General features: G+C 70.3%; 12 protein-coding genes. 8 read left to right on the top strand and 4 right to left on the bottom strand.

Annotated features, from left to right (window positions below; all coding sequences use genetic code 11):
* Window positions 1-69 precede the first annotated feature (69 nt).
* Genes recD2 through O1G22_RS27130 form a run of 3 tightly spaced genes read right to left on the bottom strand, consistent with a single transcriptional unit; the run spans window position 70 to window position 3,403 of the window.
* Window positions 70-2,343 carry an SF1B family DNA helicase RecD2 gene (recD2, locus tag O1G22_RS27140; RefSeq protein ID WP_270083707.1) on the bottom strand — a complete coding sequence of 758 codons (2,274 nt, stop codon included), beginning with the start codon at window positions 2,341-2,343 and terminating at the stop codon, window positions 70-72.
* 33 nt (window positions 2,344-2,376) lie between these two features.
* Window positions 2,377-2,559 carry a DUF397 domain-containing protein gene (locus tag O1G22_RS27135; RefSeq protein ID WP_270083706.1) on the bottom strand — a complete coding sequence of 61 codons (183 nt, stop codon included), beginning with the start codon at window positions 2,557-2,559 and terminating at the stop codon, window positions 2,377-2,379.
* 7 nt (window positions 2,560-2,566) lie between these two features.
* On the bottom strand, window positions 2,567-3,403 hold the full coding sequence (locus tag O1G22_RS27130; RefSeq protein WP_270083705.1) for a helix-turn-helix domain-containing protein: 837 nt from the start codon (window positions 3,401-3,403) through the stop codon (window positions 2,567-2,569).
* A gap of 187 nt (window positions 3,404-3,590) precedes the next feature.
* Between O1G22_RS27130 and O1G22_RS27125 the strand changes: the two genes are divergently transcribed.
* Together O1G22_RS27125 and O1G22_RS27120 are read left to right on the top strand one after the other, a co-directional pair.
* Window positions 3,591-3,995 carry an ATP-binding protein gene (locus O1G22_RS27125; RefSeq protein WP_270083704.1) on the top strand — a complete coding sequence of 135 codons (405 nt, stop codon included), beginning with the start codon at window positions 3,591-3,593 and terminating at the stop codon, window positions 3,993-3,995.
* Window positions 3,996-4,030: 35 nt separating this feature from the next.
* The gene (locus O1G22_RS27120) at window positions 4,031-4,939 is read left to right on the top strand and encodes an RpnC/YadD family protein (protein WP_270083703.1); all 909 of its coding nucleotides are present in this window, start codon (window positions 4,031-4,033) and stop codon (window positions 4,937-4,939) included.
* A 12-nt stretch (window positions 4,940-4,951) separates the two neighbouring features.
* Here O1G22_RS27120 and O1G22_RS27115 read toward each other — a convergent pair whose 3' ends face one another.
* Window positions 4,952-5,854 carry a helix-turn-helix domain-containing protein gene (locus O1G22_RS27115; protein ID WP_270083702.1) on the bottom strand — a complete coding sequence of 301 codons (903 nt, stop codon included), beginning with the start codon at window positions 5,852-5,854 and terminating at the stop codon, window positions 4,952-4,954.
* Window positions 5,855-6,289: 435 nt separating this feature from the next.
* Here O1G22_RS27115 and O1G22_RS27110 point away from each other — a divergent pair, with 435 nt between their 5' ends.
* The 6 genes from O1G22_RS27110 to rbsD all read left to right on the top strand — a co-directional run bounded on the left by O1G22_RS27110 (window position 6,290) and on the right by rbsD (window position 13,751).
* On the top strand, window positions 6,290-7,582 hold the full coding sequence (locus O1G22_RS27110; protein WP_428986509.1) for an MFS transporter: 1,293 nt from the start codon (window positions 6,290-6,292) through the stop codon (window positions 7,580-7,582).
* A 245-nt stretch (window positions 7,583-7,827) separates the two neighbouring features.
* Window positions 7,828-8,877 (top strand): LacI family DNA-binding transcriptional regulator, encoded by a 1,050-nt coding sequence (locus tag O1G22_RS27105; protein WP_270083701.1) that lies wholly within the window; start codon window positions 7,828-7,830, stop codon window positions 8,875-8,877.
* Window positions 8,874-10,403: a sugar ABC transporter ATP-binding protein gene (locus tag O1G22_RS27100; RefSeq protein WP_270083700.1), complete on the top strand. Its 1,530-nt coding sequence runs from the start codon at window positions 8,874-8,876 to the stop codon at window positions 10,401-10,403. The genes O1G22_RS27105 and O1G22_RS27100 overlap by 4 nt, the downstream gene beginning before the upstream one ends.
* Window positions 10,393-12,354 carry an ABC transporter permease/substrate-binding protein gene (locus O1G22_RS27095; protein WP_270083699.1) on the top strand — a complete coding sequence of 654 codons (1,962 nt, stop codon included), beginning with the start codon at window positions 10,393-10,395 and terminating at the stop codon, window positions 12,352-12,354. The genes O1G22_RS27100 and O1G22_RS27095 overlap by 11 nt, the downstream gene beginning before the upstream one ends.
* Window positions 12,355-12,471: 117 nt before the next feature.
* Window positions 12,472-13,374 carry a ribokinase gene (locus tag O1G22_RS27090; protein WP_270083698.1) on the top strand — a complete coding sequence of 301 codons (903 nt, stop codon included), beginning with the start codon at window positions 12,472-12,474 and terminating at the stop codon, window positions 13,372-13,374.
* On the top strand, window positions 13,371-13,751 hold the full coding sequence (gene rbsD, locus O1G22_RS27085) for a D-ribose pyranase (RefSeq protein WP_270083697.1): 381 nt from the start codon (window positions 13,371-13,373) through the stop codon (window positions 13,749-13,751). The genes O1G22_RS27090 and rbsD overlap by 4 nt, the downstream gene beginning before the upstream one ends.
* Window positions 13,752-13,810: the final 59 nt, after the last annotated feature.

The raw sequence follows: 13,810 nt of genomic DNA, 5'->3' as shown, positions 1-13,810 counted from the left end.
CTTGCCCATCCTGCCCCCTGGAAGGGGCATCCGGAAGTGCTCTGTGACCTTCGTGACTCATTTGATCGATCATTTTTCGCGATGGGACTCGATGAGCCTGAAGTCCAGGGCCGTACACCGCCGTCCGGCGGACACCGTGCGCACCGCCTGCCCGATCGCCTTGCGTGAACCGACGAGGACGACCAGCTGTTTGGCCCGGGTCACGGCGGTGTACAGCAGGTTCCGCTGGAGCATCATCCATGCCCCGGTCGTGACGGGAATCACCACCGCGGGATATTCACTTCCCTGCGAGCGGTGAATGGTCACCGCGTACGCGTGCGCCAGTTCGTCCAGTTCGTCGAATTCGTACGGAACCTCCTCGTCCTCGTCCGTCAGCACCGTCAGCTTCTGGTCGACCGGATCGAGCGAGGTGACGACGCCGACGGTGCCGTTGAAGACGCCGTTCTCCCCTTTCTCATAATTGTTACGGATCTGGGTCACCTTGTCCCCGACACGGAAGACCCGCCCGCCGAACCGCTTCTCGGGCAGATCGGGCCGGCCGGGGGTGATGGCCTGCTGGAGCAGACCGTTGAGCACCCCGGCCCCGGCAGGCCCCCGGTGCATCGGCGCGAGCACTTGGACGTCCCGCCGCGGATCGAGCCCGAACTTGGCCGGAATCCGCCGCGCCGCCACGTCCACGGTGAGCCGCCCGGCCTCCTCCGTCTCGTCCTCGACGAAGAGGAAGAAATCCTTGAGCCCGTCGGTGAGCGGATGCTGCCCCGCGTTGATGCGGTGCGCGTTGGTGACGACACCGGACTGCTGGGCCTGCCGGAAGACGCGCGTGAGCCGTACGGCGGGGATGGGACTGCCGTCGGCGAGAAGGTCCCGGAGGACTTCCCCCGCGCCGACGCTGGGAAGCTGGTCGACGTCCCCGACGAAGAGGAGATGCGCTCCGGGCGGTACGGCTTTCACGAGCTTGTTGGCGAGGAGGAGGTCGAGCATGGAGGCCTCGTCGACCACGACCAGGTCGGCGTCCAGCGGCCGGTCCCGGTCATACGCGGCATCCCCGCCCGGCTTGAGCTCCAGCAGCCGGTGCACCGTGGAGGCCTCGGCACCGGTCAGCTCGGCCAGCCGCTTGGCGGCCCGCCCGGTCGGCGCGGCCAGCAGCACCTTGGCCCGCTTGGCGCGGGCCAGCTCCACGATCGAACGCACCGTGAAGGACTTTCCGCAGCCGGGCCCGCCGGTGAGCACGGCGACCTTCTGGCTGAGCGCCAGCTTGACCGCTGCCTCCTGCTCCGGGGCGAGATCGGCGCCGGTACGCGTCTTCAGCCAGCCGAGGGCCTTGTCCCAGTCGACGTCCTGGAAGCCGGGCATGCGGTCCTGCTCGGTTCGCAGGAGACGCAGGAGCTGGGCGGAGAGGGAGAGTTCGGCGCGGTGGAAGGGGACCAGGTAGACGGCGGTGACCGGGTCGTCCCGGTCACCGTCCGGTCCGGGGACCTTCTCCCGTACGACGCCCGGGTCCGCTCCCTCCTCTTCCGGCTGGGCGGCCAGCTCGGCGAGGCACTCGATGACCAGCCCGGTGTCGACCTGGAGCAGCTTGACCGCGTCGGCGATGAGCCGCTCCTCGGGCAGGAAGCAGTTGCCCTGGTCGGCGGACTGGGACAGCGCGTACTGAAGGCCGGCCTTGACTCTCTCCGGGCTGTCGTGCGGGATGCCGACGGACTGGGCGATCTTGTCGGCGGTCAGGAAGCCGATGCCCCAGACGTCGGCGGCGAGTCGGTAGGGGTGATTCTTGACGATGGAGATCGACGCGTCGCCGTACTTCTTGTAGATCCGCACGGCGATGGAGGTGGACACCTCGACGGTCTGGAGGAAGAGCATGACCTCCTTGATCGCCTTCTGCTCCTCCCAGGCGTCGGCGATCTTCTTGGTCCGCTTGGGCCCGAGGCCGGGGACTTCGATGAGCCGCTTGGGTTCTTCCTCGATGATCCGGAGGGTGTCCAGCCCGAAGTGCTGGGTGATCCGGTCGGCGAAGACGGGGCCGATCCCTTTCACGAGCCCTGAGCCGAGGTAACGCCGGATGCCCTGGACGGTGGCGGGGAGGAGGGTCGTGTAGTTCTCGACGTGGAACTGCTTGCCGTACTGCGGGTGCGAGCCCCAGCGACCCTCCATGCGCAGCGACTCCCCCACCTGGGCACCGAGCAGCGCGCCGACGACCGTGAGGAGATCGCCCGCGCCTCTGCCCGTGTCGACCCGGGCGACCGTGTAGCCGTTCTCCTCGTTGGCGTACGTGATGCGTTCCAGCACGCCTTCGAGCGTGGCGAGCCGTCGCTCTCCGGTCTGGGTCCCCGCATGCTGAGCCATGATCCGACGGTACCGGTGGGGTGTGACAGCGGGTTACCGGTCCGCCTTCTTCAGGGCTTCGAGGAAGGTGGTGAAGGCGGGGGTGGGGAAGGTGAGGGTGGCTCGGGTGGGGGTTTTGGAGTCGCGGATGGCTATGTGGGTGGGTGAGGTCGCGATCTCCACGCACTCGTTCCCGTCGCCGGGGCCCGAGTAGGACGACTTCCGCCAGTTGTCCATGGTGTTCCTACAGCTCCTTCGCCAGGCTGTGGATGAATTCACGCGACTGTCCAGGGTCCAGTGACGCGGCTTCCACCTTATGGAAGCTCGTTCGATAGGTGTTGAGCTGAGCCTCGGAATCGATGAAGGCCGAGCCGTGCAGCGCGTCACGGACCACGGTGTCCAGCTTGGCGAGGGGGCCGCCCACGTACGTCATCGTGCTGGAGGCCATGGCGAAGCCATCCAGGTCGAAGGGGATGACGCGCACGGTGATGTGATCCGCTTCGGAGAGCTCCAGGAGCCGGGTGAGCTGGGCCCTTGAGGTGGCGCGGTCACTGACTCTGATCCGAAGCGCTGCCTCGTGGATCACCGCTTCGTAGGGGATGGCGAACTCCTGGCGCGCCTTGCGGTGCTGGATACGCAACTCAAGTTCTTCAGCGGTCAGTTCCGGCAGCCTGGACGAGAAGACGGCACGCGAGTAGTCCTCGGTCTGGAGCAGGCCCGGTACGTACAGGATTGCCACGTGGCGGAGGAACCGAGCGTGGTGTTCCAGCTCGGACAGGTCCAGGAACGACGTGGGCAGCAAGCCCCGGTACTCCTCCCACCAGCCGTGTGTCCGGTCGGTGGCCATCGCCACCAGGGCGTCGATGAACTCCTCGTCGGTGCAGGCGTAGTGGGAGGCGAGGCGAAGGAGTCGCTGCTCGCTCACACCCGCGAGGGCGGACTCGATATGGGTGATCTGGGCGGGGGCCACGCCGAGGAGCGCCGCCGCCTGGCGGGAGTTGAGACCCGCAGCCTCACGGAGTCTGCGCAGTTCGGTTGCCAGTCGCATCTGACGTGCCGTTGGTTCGCGCCTCTTCACCATCGACTGGCTCTCCTCACAGGCCTGTTGGCGCAACTCGTTCGGCGTCAGATTACGCGATCGGCTTGCCGCGTCCCTAGATTTAGATCTACCGTCGGTGACGTACCGCACACGCAGCGGAAGTGCACCGCGTATGCGGCGTTGCCACCCTGCGCCCAAAAACCCCTCATCTCAACGGAGTTGATGCCGCATGCCCGAAACCTGGGACTACACCCTCCAGATCCCCAACGACCTGAGAGCGGTCACGGTGTGCCGCCGCACCCTGCGCCTGATCCTCACCCTGCACGGCCTGACCGGACTCGTGGAGGTCGCCGAACTCCTCGCCACGGAGCTGGTCTCCAACGCCGTACGACACACCAAGGGACCCGCCGCCCTCAGGGTCCGCCGTTCCCCAGAGGGCATGGTGTGGATCGGCGCGTGGGACACCAACCCGGTACCGCCCGACCCGCCGCGTGCGCTGGAGCAGGTCGGGGAGTTGGAGGAGGGGCGGGGGCTGGGGCTGGTCGTGGCGTGCGCGGAGGTGTGGGGCTGGCAGCCGTCTGCGCGGTTCGGCAACACGGGCAAGTTCGTGTGGTGCGAACTTGTGGCCGCCTAGCTCGTTGATCACGACGTCGTACGAAAGGAGAAGCGATGGTCAGCTCGTCCCATGAGGCGCTGCACCAGATCTTTCAGAAGGACCCGACACTGCTGACGAAGGCGTTACAACGCGTCCTGCACGTGCCCTTCCCCGAGCCCCGCGCGATCGCCGCGCTGAACGTGGACCTCACGGAGATCGAACCGGTCGAGCGCCGCGTGGACACCCTGCTGCGGGCGGAGACGGACAAGGGCACCTACCTGCTGGTGGTCGAGTCACAGGGGAAGGTGGACGGGCGCAAGCGGGGCAGCTGGCCCTACTACCTGTCCTACCTGTACGAGAAGTACCGCTGCGAGCCCGTCCTCATCGTCATCACCCAGAGCAGCCATACGGCCAAGTGGGCCTCGCGCCCCATCCGGCTCGGCTTCCCCGGCTGGGAGTCGCTGACGGTACGGCCTCTCGTGCTCGGCCCGGACAACGTGCCCGTGATCGCGGACGAGAAACAGGCGGAGCTGGATGTCCCCCTTGCGGTGCTCTCGGCCATGACACACGGGCGTGGCCCCCAGGCTCCGGCCATACTGGAGTCCCTGGCCGCCGCCCTGCGGACCATCGACCCCGACAGCGCCGCAGTCTTCGTGCAGTTCGTCGACTCATGCCTGACCGACCCCCAGGCGAAGCAGATGTGGAGGAACCTGATGACGGCAATCCAGTACTTCTGGCGACACCCACTCGCCGAGCAGGTGCGGGAGGAAGGCCGGGAACAAGGTCTGGAGCAGGGCCGCGAAGAGGGACGCATCCAAAAGTGCCGCGAGATGGTCCTCTCCATCCTGGAGTGGCGCCGCATCCCGGTGACCGACGCCGCCCGCGAGCGAGTCGAGTCCTGCACGGACCCGGACCGACTTGAGGCCTGGGCCCAGCGAGCCGTACACGCCACGGATGCTGCGGAGCTGTTCGCCGCGGAGTGAGCGGGCGCGAGGTCAGTTCGCGGGGGCCAGGGTCGGATGGCCCATGGGGGTCGGGGCCGGGTGGGTGTCCGCCGGGTCCAGGCGGAGCATGGCCTGTTCGTCCGGGGTGCCGGGGGCTGCCTGGTACACCACCATCCGCTGGTCGCCGGTCCGGGCCAGTCGCATGACCTCGTAGGTGAGGGTCATCCGTCCGGTCTTCGGATGCCGGAAGACCTTCTGCCCGCCGCCGCGCTCGCATACGTCGTAGCGCTCCCACAGTCGCGCGAACTCGGGTGATTTCAGCAGCAGTTCGCCGACGAGCGCGGTCAGCTCGGGGTCGTCCGGGTCGGCGCCCGCGACCGCCCGCAGATGCGCCACCGACAACGCGACCGTCTCCTCCCACGGCTCGTAGAGCGTCCGCCCGACCGGGTGGAGGAAGAGATAGCGGGTCAGGTTGCGCTGGTGCTGGGGCCAGTCCCAGAGCCCGGGCAGCAGCCGACGGCCCGGCGGGTTCGCGGCCAGTAGGAGGTTGTACCGGCTCACCACGTAGGCCGGCAGTGGACGCACCGACTCCAGCAGCCGCAGCACCGAGTCGCGGACGGTGTGGTCCGAGCAGGCCGGCAGCTCGGACATCCGGCCGGAGGCCAGCTCCGCCAGCTCGTGCAGGCGCTCGTAGGCGTCCCCGCGCAGACGCAGGGCGCGGCCGAGGGCGTCCACGACGGCCGGCGAGGGGTTGGTCTCCCGGCCGCGCTCCAGGCGGATGTAGTAGTCCACGCTCACCCCGGCCAGCGCGGCCAGCTCCTCCCGGCGCAGTCCGGGGGTGCGGCGCAGACCCGCGCCGGCCGGGAGGCCGACGTCCTCCGGTCGCACCTGCGCCCTGCGGGCCTTCAGATATCTGCCGAGTTCGGTGCCCCGTGCCTCCGTCGCTGCTGCCATTCGACCCATTCTGGCAGGCGGGCGAGGCTCATGGGAGGCCGTGTCAGGGCCTGGAACGCCGCACCCCGGGTACAGCGCGGTCTGCCGCGCCGTCACGGACGGGCGGAGAGTTGACCCCGGAGCGGGCGGCCCGGCCGCCGGGGCCCAGGGGGTGCGAGACACCGGGCCGCGGCCCCCGTGGTCTGCGGCCGCCCGCCCGATCATCCCTGACGGACCGTCAACCACGCCTGCCGCATCCAGGAGGTCACTGTGCCGCGCACCCCTTCACTGTCATCGTCCGCTGTCCCCGCGCACGGGCACGGCCCCGAGACATCGGACCCCGGGCCCCGGCGACGACGGCCGGACCGGGCCCGGCCGGACGCGCCGCCCGTCGACGCCCCCGCCGAGTCCCGGCGGGCGGGCGTCGCGCTGATCGCCTCGCTCCTCGGGTTCACGGTGATCACCATCGACGTGTCGGCCGTGAACATCGCCCTGCCCTCGATCCGGGACTCCCTCAGCGGCGGGATGGCCGGGCTGCAGTGGGTGGTGGACGCGTACACCCTGATGTTCGCGGCCTTGATGCTCTCCGCCGGCGCCATCGCCGACCGCGCGGGAGCCCGCCGCGCCTACGGCTGGGGCGTGGCCCTGTTCACCCTCGCCTCGCTCGGCTGCGCGCTCGCGCCCGGTATCGGCCTGCTGGTCGCCGCACGCGTGGCGCAGGGCGGCGCCGCCGCGGTCGTGATGCCGGCCTCGCTGGCCCTGATCCGGCAGGCCTACGACGACGCCCGGGAGCGCGCCCGCGCCATCGCGCTGTGGACGGTCGGCGGTTCGGTGGCCATGGCCGCGGGCCCGGTGCTGGGCGGGTTGCTCACCGAGTCGGCCGGCTGGCGGGCGGTCTTCCTGCTCAACCTCCCGGTGGGAGCGGTGATCCTCGGCCTGCTGGTCCGCGTGCCACGCTCTGCGCGCCGGCCGGCCGCGCTGGACGGCGGCGGCCAGCTCACCGCCGTACTGGCCCTGGCCGGGCTGGCGTTCACGGTGATCGAAGGCGGGCACCTGGGCTGGACCAGTCTCCCTGTGCTGATCGCCGCCGTGCTCGCCGTCGCCTCCGGGTTCGCCTTCCACGCGGTGGAGTCCCGGCACCGCCAGCCCATGGTCCCCCTGGCGATACTGACCGATCGCCGGGTGGCGGTCCCGCTTGCCGTCGGTTTCGCCGTCAACGCCGCCTTCTACGGCGGGATCTTCCTTCTCGGGCTGTACTACCAGCAGCTGCGGGGAATGTCGGGAACAGCGGCCGGGCTGATGTTCGTCCCGATGTCGGCGGTGGTGACGGCGACCAATCTGCTGTCACCGCGCCTGGCGGAACGGATCGGACGGCGGCCGGTGATCGTCACCGGTCAGCTGGTCTTCACCGTCGCCATGCTGGCCATGCTGCCGTTGGCCGCGCACACCCCGCTCTGGCTGGTGCTGCTTCTGCTGCTGCCGCTGAGCATCGGCGGGGCACTCGCGGTACCCGCGCTGACCGCGCTGCTGATCGACGTCGTCCCGGGCGATCGCGCGGGGACCGCGTCCGGGCTGCTCAACTCCCTCCGCCAGACCGGCGGTGCGCTCGCTGTCGCCCTCTTCGGCGGCCTGCTCTCCGGCCCCGGCGGCGGCTTCTCCCTTCCGGGCATGCGCCTCGGCCTCGTCGCCGTCGCCGCCCTCCTCCTCGTCACCGCCGCTCTCGCCCGTCTCCTCCTGCCCCGCGACTGATCCCGTCAGCCCGCTGCCCCGCCCCGTCTCTCGCAGCCCGGAAGCCACCTTCCGCTGGAGCAGGCGGGGCGGACGCGTGCCCCGCCCCGGTCACGATTAGGTTTCGGTCAACCTTCAACCTCTTGCATCCCGCCATGTAATCGATTCCAATCCCTCCTACGGCACGGCATGGAATCGATTACACGACTCGACGGTTACACCGCTGTCCGTTCCACCAGGGAGTCTCACGAGGAGGTGAGCCGGCGTTGGCGAGTATCAAGGATGTCGCCGCCGCGGCCGGGGTGTCCGTGGCCACGGTGTCGCGTGTCCTGAATGCGCATCCGTCGGTCAGTGCGGACGCACGCACGCGTGTGCTGGCCGCCGTCGAAGCGCTCGGGTATCGGCCGAACGCCGTGGCCCGGTCGCTGCGGACCGACCAGACGCACACCCTCGGGCTCGTCATCAGCGACGTACTGAACCCTTACTTCACCGAGCTGGCTCGCTCCGTCGAGGAGGAGGCCAGGGCGCTCGGGTACAGCGTGATCATCGGGAACGCCGACGAGCGGCCCGAGATCCAGGATCATCACGTGCGGAATCTGCTGGACCGGCGGATCGACGGGCTGCTCATCTCCCCCACCGACGGCGGGTCACCGCTCATGCTCGACGCCGCCCGCGCCGGGACGCCGATGGTGTTCGTGGACCGGTGGATCCCGGGCTTCGACGTGCCTGTCGTACGGGCTGACGGGCGAGCCGCCGTACGGGATCTGGTCGCGCATCTGCACTCCCTCGGGCACCGGCGGCTCGCGATCATCGCCGGGCCCGCCGCCACCACGACCGGCAGTGAGCGCGTCGAGGCCTTCCGGGCCGCGCTGGCCGAGTACGGGCTTGAGCTTCCCGACGCCTACATAGGCCAGGGCGACTTCCAGGCCGAGAGCGGGCGGCGGGCGACCGAGGGGTTCCTGGATCTTCCCGAGCCGCCGGACGTCGTCTTCGCCGCCGACAACCTCATGGCACTCGGCGCCCTGGACGCCGTACGCGCGCGTGGGCTGCGCGTTCCGGACGACATCGCGCTGGCCGCGTTCGACGACATCCCCTGGTTCGTGCACACCGATCCGCCCGTCACCGCGATCGCCCAGCCGACCGGTGAGCTCGGGCGGGCCGCCGTACGGGCCCTCGTCGACCGGATCGAAGGGCGGACGCCCCGGTCCGTCACCCTGCCCGCCCGGCTCGTCGTACGCCGCTCGTGCGGTGAGCCGCCCACCCCCGCCACCGACCCGGTGGAGTCCCCCTCCCCAGTGCAAAGGAGCACGTCGTGAGCAACCCGGACGAGTTGCTGCGCATCGAGGGCATACGCAAGACCTTCCCCGGCGTGGTCGCGCTCGACGGCGTCGACTTCGATCTGCGCCGGGGCGAGGTCCATGTGCTGCTCGGTGAGAACGGCGCCGGCAAGAGCACGCTCATCAAGATGCTCTCCGGGGCGTATACGCCCGATGCCGGTCGGATCCGCGTCGACGGTCAGGAAGTGCGGATCCATGGTGCGCAGGATGCCGAGCGGCTCGGCATCGCCACCATCTACCAGGAGTTCAACCTCGTTCCCGATCTCACCGTCGCCGAGAACATCTTCCTCGGGCGTCAGCCCCGGCGCTTCGGGATGATCGACCGGAAGAGGATGGAGGCCGACGCCGAGGCTCTGCTCGCGCGTGTGGGCGTACATGTGTCTCCACGCGCGCGTGTGCGTGAACTCGGTATCGCCCGGCTCCAGATGGTCGAGATCGCCAAGGCGCTCAGCCTGGACGCACGCGTGCTCATCATGGACGAGCCGACCGCCGTGCTCACCTCCGAGGAGGTGGAGAAGCTCTTCGGCATCGTGCGCCAGCTGCGCGAGAACGGGGTCGGGGTCGTCTTCATCACCCATCACCTCGAAGAGATCGCCGCCCTCGGGGATCGGGTCACCGTCATCCGGGACGGGCGCAGTGTCGGGCAGGTGCCCGCCTCCACGGCCGAGGACGAGCTCGTACGGCTCATGGTCGGGCGGTCCATCGAGCAGCAGTATCCGCGGCAGCGGCCCGAGCGGGGCTCGGCCTTGCTCAGCGTCGAGGGGCTCACCCGGGACGGGGTGTTCCACGACGTGAGTTTCGAGGTGCACGCCGGGGAGGTCGTCGGGATCGCCGGGCTCGTGGGAGCCGGGCGGACCGAGGTCGTGCGGGCCGTGTTCGGGGCCGATCCGTACGACGGCGGGGCCGTCACCGTCTCCGGCACGCGGCTCAGGCGGCATGACGTGAACGCCGCCATGGCCGCCGGGATCGGGCTCGTGCCCGAGGACCGCAAGGGGCAGGGGCTCGTGCTCGACGCCTCCGTCGAGGAGAACCTCGGGCTCGTCACGATGCGGGCCGCCACCCGGGCGGGGCTCGTCGACCGTAAGAGCCAGCACGTGGCCGCCGAGCGCATCGCCGGGCAGCTGGGGGTGCGGATGGCGGGCCTCGGGCAGCTTGTGCGGACCCTGTCCGGCGGCAACCAGCAGAAGGTCGTCATCGGCAAGTGGCTGCTGGCCGACACCAAGGTGCTGATCCTCGACGAGCCGACGCGTGGCATCGACGTCGGCGCCAAGGTCGAGATCTACCAGCTGATCAATGAACTGACCGCCGCCGGGGCCGCCGTGCTCATGATCTCCAGCGATCTGCCGGAGGTGCTCGGCATGAGCGACCGGGTGCTGGTCATGGCCCAGGGCCGGATCGCCGGTGAGCTCACCGCCGACGAGGCCACCCAGGACGCCGTCATGTCCCTCGCCGTCTCCACCCCCAGCACCGAGAAGACCCAGAAGGAGGCCAGCCGTGGCCACTGACACGCTCACGAGCACGAAGGGCGCGACTGGCGCCCCCGGAGGCCCCGGCGGCCTGCGCCGGCTGCTCCTCGACAACGGCGCGCTCACCGCGCTGATCGTCCTGGTCATCGCCCTGTCGGCGCTGTCCGGGGACTTCCTGACCACCGACAACCTGCTCAACATCGGTGTGCAGGCCGCTGTCACGGCGATCCTCGCGTTCGGTGTGACCTTCGTGATCGTCTCGGCGGGCATCGACCTGTCGGTCGGGTCGGTGGCCGCGCTGTCGGCGACCGTGCTGGCCTGGACGGCCACGCAGCACGGGGTGCCGGTGCCGGTCGCCGTCCTCCTCGGCCTCGGCACGGGTGTCGTGGCCGGGCTGGTGAACGGTTTCCTCATCGCCTACGGCAAGCTGCCGCCGTTCATCGCGACGCTGGCGATGCTGTCCGTGGGGCGTGGTCTGGCCCTCGTGATCTCGCAGGGCTCGCCGATCGCCTTCCCGGACTCGGTCTCGCACCTCGGTGACACGCTCGGCGGCTGGCTGCCGGTGCCCGTGCTGGTCATGGTGGTGATGGGGCTCGTCGCGGCCGTGGTCCTCGCGCGGACGTACATCGGTCGTTCGATGTACGCCATCGGCGGCAACGAGGAGGCCGCCCGGCTCTCCGGTCTGAGGGTGTCGAAGCAGAAGCTCGCGATCTACGCCCTGTCCGGGCTGTTCGCGGCCGTCGCCGGCATCGTGCTGGCCTCCCGGCTGTCCTCGGCGCAGCCGCAGGCCGCATCCGGCTACGAGCTGGACGCGATCGCGGCGGTCGTCATCGGCGGTGCCTCGCTCGCGGGCGGTACCGGCAAGGCGTCCGGCACGCTCATCGGCGCGCTGATCCTGGCGGTGCTCCGCAACGGCCTCAACCTGCTGTCCGTGTCGGCGTTCTGGCAGCAGGTCGTGATCGGTGTCGTCATCGCGCTGGCGGTGCTGCTGGACACCGTGCGCCGCAAGGCCGGGGCGACCCCGGTGACCACCGGCGGTGCTCCGGGCGGCAAGGGCAAGCAGGCGGCGACGTACGCGCTCGCGGCCGTCGTCACCGTGGCGGTCGTCGGCGCGACCTCCTTCCTGCACACCGGCTCGTCCTCGTCCGCCACCCCGCGCATGGGTCTGTCGCTGTCCACCCTGAACAACCCCTTCTTCGTGCAGATCCGGGCCGGTGCCCAGGCCGAGGCGAAGAAGCTGGGCGTGGACCTGACCGTCACCGACGCCCAGAACGACGCCTCGCAGCAGGCCAACCAGCTGCAGAACTTCACCAGTTCGGGGCTGGGTGCGATCATCGTCAACCCCGTCGACTCGGACGCGGCGAGCAACTCCGTGAAGGCCGCCGACAAGGCGAAGATCCCGGTCATCGCCGTCGACCGGGGTGTCAACAAGGCCGACGTCGATGCCCTGGTGGCGTCCGACAACGTGGCCGGCGGTGAGCTGGCGGCCAAGACGATCGCCGAGAAGCTCGGCGGCAAGGGCAAGATCGTGATCCTGCAGGGCCAGGCCGGTACGTCGGCGGCCCGCGAGCGGGCGGCCGGCTTCGCCCAGGGTCTGAAGGCCTACCCCGGTATCCAGGTGGTGGCCCAGCAGCCCGCCGACTTCGACCGCACCAAGGGCCTCGACGTGATGTCGAACCTGCTCCAGGCCCACCCTGACGTGCAGGGCGTGATCGCCGCCAACGACGAGATGGCGCTCGGCGCGATCAAGGCGCTCGGCTCCAAGGCCGGCACGTCGGTGCAGGTCGTCGGCTTCGACGGCACCCCGGACGGGCTGACGGCGGTGAAGGACGGCACGCTGTACGCGTCGGTCGCCCAGCAGCCGTCGCAGCTGGGAAGGATCGCCGTCGACAACGCGCTGAAGGCCGTGCAGGGCAAGAAGGTCGAGTCGACGGTGAAGGTGCCGGTGAAGGTCGTCACGAAGGACAACGTGGCCGGTTTCAGCGGCTGATGACGGACGGCTCGGGCGGGCGGTCGTACACCATGGGCACCTCGGGTGTTCCGGGTGGCGGCCGTCCGCCCCGGGTCGTCCCGCAGGATTGTCACGGGGATCAAGGGGAGTCAACTGATGTACGACTACGACCTGTTGGTCGTGGGGTCGGCCAACGCCGACCTGGTGATCGATGTCGAGCGGCGGCCGGCCGCCGGAGAGACCGTGCTCGGCGGTGACCTCGCCGTCCACCCGGGCGGCAAGGGCGCCAACCAGGCGGTCGCCGCCGCCCGGCTCGGTGCCGCTACGGCCCTGCTGGCGCGGGTCGGCGACGACAGCCACGGCCGGCTGCTCCTCGACTCGCTGCGCTCGGCGGGCGTCGACACGGTCGGCGTGCTGGTGGGCGGGGCGCCGACGGGCGTGGCGCTGATCACCGTCGACCCTGAAGGGGACAACAGCATCGTGGTGTCCCCCGGGGCCAACGCCCGGCTCACCCCGGCGGACGTCCGGGCGGCGGGCAGCCTCTTCCACGCCTCCCGGGTGGTGTCGGCGCAGCTGGAGATCCCGCTGGAGACGGTGGTGGAGGTCGTACGGAACCTGTCCCCGGACAGCCGCTTCGTGCTGAACCCGTCGCCGCCGCGGCCGCTGTCCTCGGAGGTGCTGGCGGCCTGCGACCCGCTGATCGTCAACGAGCACGAGGCCCGGGTCGTCCTCGGCGACGCGTGCGTCAGCGAGGAGCCCGCGGACTGGGCGAAGCTGCTGCTGGCCAAGGGGCCGCGCTCGGTGGTCGTGACCCTGGGCGCCGAGGGGGCGCTGGTGTGCGACTCCTCCGGGGTGACGCGGGTGCCGTCGGTGAAGGTGGACGCGGTGGACACGACGGGGGCGGGCGACGCCTTCACGGCCGCGCTGGGCCGGCAGCTGGGGTCGGGTGCCTCGCTGGCGGAGGCGGCGGAGTACGCGGCCCGCGTCGGCGCCGCCGCTGTGACCAAGCGGGGTGCGCAGGAGTCGTACCCGACGGCGGAGGAGGTCGACGCGCTGTGAAGAAGGCGGGGATCCTCAATCGTCATCTCGCCGGTGCCATAGCCGAGTTGGGGCACGGGGACGGGGTGCTGGTGTGTGACGCCGGTATGCCGATCCCGGCCGGGCCGCGGGTGGTGGACCTGGCGTTCCGGGCCGGTGTGCCGTCGTTCGCGGAGGTGCTGGACGGGGTGCTGGCCGAGCTGGTGGTGGAGGGCGCCACGGCCGCGCAGGAGCTGCGCGGGACCAACCGGGCGCTGCTGGAGGGCCACTTCGAGGACCTGGAGCTGGTCCCGCACGAGCGGCTGAAGGAACTCTCGGCGGGCGCCCGGCTGGTGGTCCGCACCGGGGAGGCGCGGCCGTACGCCAATGTGCTGTTGCGGTGCGGGGTGTTCTTCTAGCGGGTGTTCTTCTAGCGGCGTGTTCTTCTAGCGGCGTGTTCTTCTAGCGGCGTGTTCTT

It is taken from the genome of Streptomyces camelliae (genome assembly GCF_027625935.1).
GTDB lineage: Bacteria > Actinomycetota > Actinomycetes > Streptomycetales > Streptomycetaceae > Streptomyces > Streptomyces camelliae.
This window is presented reverse-complemented; position numbering and strand designations above follow the sequence as displayed.